This is a genomic window from Bacteroides sp. AR20 (assembly GCF_964250605.1).
In the GTDB taxonomy this organism is placed as follows: domain Bacteria; phylum Bacteroidota; class Bacteroidia; order Bacteroidales; family Bacteroidaceae; genus Bacteroides; species Bacteroides uniformis.
On the sequence record NZ_CAXUGK010000070.1, the window covers coordinates 1 to 1,334 of the forward strand.

The following is a 1,334-nucleotide window of genomic DNA, read 5'->3' on the forward strand; positions in this document are numbered from 1 at the left end:
GCACAACTGATTGAACATTTAAACGGTAATATTCATTACCAGTTGTTTTGTGGTGTTCAGATTGATCCGCTTCATCCACTGACCAATCCTAAAATCGTCAGTGCAATTCGTCAGGAACTAGCGGATCGCCTTGATATTGAGTCCCTCCAGCTTATTCTTGCCGAGCATTGGAAACCTTATCTTGAGAACCTTCATGTCTGTATGACCGATGCCACCTGTTATGAAAGTCATCTGCGTTTTCCTACTGATGCCAAACTCTTATGGGAAGGTATTGTATGGCTTCATCGTCATCTGTGCAAACATTGCCGGACATTGCACATACAACGTCCCCGTAACAAGTATCTTGATATAAGCCGTGCCTATCTTGGTTATAGCAAACTGCGTAAACGCAAGAAATCACAGACCCGTATGATTAAACGCAGATTACTGCAGTTATTGGAAAAGTTACTTGACCAGCTGGAGCTGCTTCATTCATCCTACAGGAACAGGCTTACACTATCCTCTGATTACCAAAGACGTTTCTCGGTCATACAGACGGTCCTTGAGCAAGGGAAGAATTTATTTGCAGGCAAAAAAGTGTCCAACCGTATCGTGAGTATTGACCGGCATTATCTTCGCCCCATTATCAGAGGCAAGGAAACCAAATCCGTTGAATTCGGAGCCAAAGTCAACAATATACAGATAGATGGAATCTCCTTCATAGAACATATCTCCTTTAAGGCTTTTAACGAAGGAGTACGTTTGAAAGACTGTATTCATCTGCAACAACAACTGACCAAGGTCAGGGTTAAGGCGCTTGCAGCGGATTCAATCTATGCTAATAATGCCAACCGGAAATTTTGTACTAAATATCATATAAGTACTTCCTTTAAGCGTAAGGGCAGAGCTGCCAAAGATGAGCCGCTTCGAAAGCTTTTACGGTCGGAACTCAGCCGTGAAAGAGCTACCCGTCTGGAAGGAAGTTTTGGAACGCAGAAACAACATTACTCACTGGCCAGGATAAAAGCCAGAAATAGGAAAACGGAAATGCTTTGGATTTTCTTTGGAATACATACAGCCAATGCGGTATGTATGATAGAAAAGGTCGAAAAGAAAAAAAGAAAGGCAGCATAATCTGACTAAAATAAGAGGAAAACAGGAGAGGTTTTAACTTCCCCTAAGAAAGACATGTATATAATGCATGGGTGGGAAGGAAAAAACAAGAATATGTAAATAATATTTTATAAAAAAGATAGAAAACGGGGAAGTTGAACGAAAAAATTAAGAGAAAAGCTAACATAAAGTAAAGCTTTTCTCTTGATTTATTAGAAAGAGGAACATTTACTGAATATCCC

Annotated in this window: 1 protein-coding gene; it reads left to right on the forward strand. The window is 40.3% G+C overall.

Annotated features, from left to right (window positions below; all coding sequences use genetic code 11):
- Positions 1-1,113 (forward strand): transposase (locus tag ACESTD_RS18400; protein WP_373170167.1); only part of this gene is annotated, 1,113 nt, incomplete at its 5' end.
- Positions 1,114-1,334: the final 221 nt, after the last annotated feature.